Here is a 3,366-nt window from a genome sequence, read left to right on the forward strand (position 1 = left end):
GCGAAGCCTCGGTGGAGGAGGCGATCCTCCACGCAGCCGTTCACGGCTGGTACGAAGGCCACGTCCAGGGCGAGGACGAGTGCCCCGGCTGCGACTTCCGGGGCGAGCTGCCCAAACACAGCAACCGCGGCTGAGCGCAAAGCAGAGCCGAGGAGCTATCTGTGCCATAACGACGACCCGGTCATTTCCCAAGCCCGTGTCGGCTCTCTACCACGTCATGGCCAACCTCGCCTGAGCAGCGCTCAGAGACAATCAAATCGGGTGACGCTGGGCCTACCGATGGCCCTCTTCTGGGCTCCTACGTGGCAGTGTCGGCCTCGCACGTCGGTGGTCCTCCACCGACGTCCGCCTCATGCCGCCGACGGCGGAGCAGGAGCCATTGGCGAGACGTCCAAACACCAGCGTGGTGTTGTTGGGACTGAATCCCTCTGCGGGCGTTGGCAGTTGGATCGTACGAGGCGAAGCAGAATCGGAAAGCTACAAGATCACCGATCTGTCCTTCGCCAGCACGAGGCTCCGGCTCTCGGGTGCGTGTCACGCTCTCGACAGTCGAAAGCGTGCTTCCCCGGCTCTGCCGGAGAAAAGCGATAACCCCATGGCTGTGAAACGGCCCGAAGGCATCTTCTCGTACACCAGCAACGCAGCGTGGTCAGTCCGTCTCGCGGATGCTGTTGAGAACACCTGCGAGCAGGAAGGTCTGGTCCCGCCACCGCGTGAGGCGATCACCGAAGGTCTGGGCTCCGCCCTCGGTGACACGGAGATCAAGAAGATCGTGGCCACCCAGCAAGGGAAGAAGGTGCTCGCGCCTTTCGCGTACCGGACGGTCTCGGCTGGGGACGACAAGGTTCTCCTGCTCAACTGCGAAGTTCACGGCGCTGGCGTTGTCCCCTGGGACCTCAACGACCGCACCGCTGGCTCCTGGACACCGCCCAGTCCTGAAGCGATGCAGCGTGTCAAGGCGCTGGTCCATGCCGAGTTCGCGCTGGAGGAGACCCGTAAGGACGCGAAGCTGGCCGAGAAGGAACGCGAAGCACGCCGCCGCTCGGCTGGCGATGAAACGCACACGGCTGCGGCGCTCGCTGCCGCGGAGAACAAGCATCTCGATGCGACTCGGCGGGTGAGCGAGGCTCAGCGGGAGCGGGATGCCCTGCTGGCCGTACTCGGTAACCGCCGTCCCCGCCCCGTCGTTCGGTCGGCAGAAGAGGACGGGAAGGCCAAGGCGGCGCTCGCGCTGGAGCTTCAACCCTACGAGGTCGCCGTGCACATCCAGCGCTACGCGGTGGAGAACCTCCGGCGCGCCGGCAGGGGCCGAGGTTACGACCTTGCCGAGTCTCTGGTCGCGGCAGGACAGCTCTCGCGGGGCATGTGCGTTCTTCAGCAGTGGCAGCTGCAGCAGCCAGATGGTGCGACGTCGAAACTCTGGCGCATGGTCGCGGTCACGGCGAACAATCGGGCACTGGCCCGCCTCGACATCTTCGGACTGCAGGTGGAGCACCTAGTTGCGGGCATGCCCCAGTCCCTCTGCGCTCTGCCGAACGAGAAGACCGACTCCTCTCTTCTGCTGCACAATCAGCGGGAAGTCCTGACCCGTATCTCCCACGCCCTCAACGCTGCCCGCCTAACGGAAGAGACGGGGCAGGAACATCCCGCGCACCGCGCCGCCAAGATCACCACGGTGCCGACGGAGGTCGTGGTCGGCTGCAGCAACCCGGCGGCGCTGGAGCACCTGCTGCGGGCGCTCAACGTCGACGACCACCTCCGCGGGATCCAGCCGTACGACGAGGACGCCCGTCTCATTGCCCTGTTTGCCATCCTCGTCGATGCGTACGCGACGGAGGGCCAGCTCGGTTCGGCTCTCACCGACGCCTTCCCCAGCGCACGAGGAGCCGATCGTCTTGACCTGGACGGCGTTCGAGCGGCGCTGACCTCGAACGGTCCGCTCGACCCGCTCTCCCCGCTGTTGCCACTGGACGTGGAAGTCTCGCCGGTCGCCCTTCGGGACATTGCGCTCCGGTCCATCACCGCGCTCGTCTTTCCTGACCTTCCCCCGGCACCGACACCGGCACCGACGGGGCGGCGCCAAATCCGCGACACGGGCCGGTACTGGCCAATCGTACGGGGGGCACTGCAGGAACCTGCTTGGAGTCAGACGGGCGCCAAAGCCGCTGAGGCTCGCACAAAACTGTGGTCTGCTGCCGTTGCCCAGCGCTACATGCAGCGCGCCAACATCCTCTCCGCGAACGGTCTGTTCGCCGTCGCCGACGTAAGGGAGGGCGCGCAGCAGGATCCTCGCTCGCTCAAGGAGCTTTTCCTGCACACGGAGGCTGGCGACGCCACGGCCTGGGCGGCTCTAGTTCAGCGCATGATTCCCACCTTGATCCATGCACCCGAGCCGCTGATCACGCCGGGCCAGGGCAGTGAGGCGGGCGGGCTCCGCAAGGGCGTGCGCCGCAGCCCGGCGAACGCCGTCGCAGCGCTGAAGACGGCCTACACACGGGAAGCGCACGTCAGCCGTGAGCTTCTCCTCGCCTTCGCGAAAGCTATCCTCGGCCACCCCGATGCTGTGCAGGCTCCGGAGGCTCCGGACGGTTCAAGGCCGCTCTGTTACGGCGAGCGAACCTGGAGCGAAAGCGACAGAAGCCCGATCGTCCCGGGCATGATCCTCGTCCCGGACATCAGCGGGCAGCCGACGGGCCTGGTCGTGGACAAGGCTTGGTTCGATGAACTCTTCGACCCTGACAGTGGCCGCAGCTCTCGTTCCGGGAGTGCAGCCAGCGGGAATCCCTCGGGTAATGGGGCAAGCACTGCCGGTTCCGGCGACACCTCGCGCATGGTGGGGGGCGTAGCTGCGGATCCCCGCGCGCAGTTGATCTCGCTTCGGAAGGAACTGCCCGCCAGGGTTGAGCTTGTCGAAGGCGGTTACGAGCGCGCTGTCCAGTCCGCCGACGTTCTCCTGGCCGACTTCGAGACCGCTCGGCGCCTGCGCGCCGAGTTGGGCGAGGAGGCGCTCCCCGCCGATCAACGGATCGAATGGATGGAGAAGCTGACGAAGGCCCGAAGCTCCGCCGAAAGCAGCGTTGTTGCACTGCAGCAGGTCGAGGCCCTGATCCTGCATCTCTAGCCATAGCCTCAGTTCCCGCAGGTGGGGGGTGTCCGCTCAACCGAGCGGTCACCCCCTCTCGTTGTTCAGCTGGGGCTGAGTGCAGGAAACGACAGGTCAGCGCCGTACAACTACGCGCACTAATCGAGGTAGGTGCCGGCGAAGGCACCGTCGAAGCCAAGTGCGATCAGGCCCTGCTCGACGCTGGAAAAGGTCGTCCCGTCCGGGATGGCGATCATGGCGTCGAAGTCGGCGCGGCTGATCTC

The 3,366-nt window shown here is 66.1% G+C and carries 1 protein-coding gene; it reads left to right on the plus strand.

Features of this window, described 5'->3' with window-relative positions:
* Nucleotides 1–412: 412 nt before the first annotated feature.
* Nucleotides 413–3,121 (plus strand): hypothetical protein, encoded by a 2,709-nt coding sequence (locus RB628_RS39935; protein WP_318325553.1) that lies wholly within the window; start codon nt 413–415, stop codon nt 3,119–3,121.
* Nucleotides 3,122–3,366 lie beyond the last annotated feature (245 nt).

The sequence above is a fragment of the Streptomyces sp. ADMS genome, from assembly GCF_033441795.1.
In the GTDB taxonomy this organism is placed as follows: domain Bacteria; phylum Actinomycetota; class Actinomycetes; order Streptomycetales; family Streptomycetaceae; genus Streptomyces.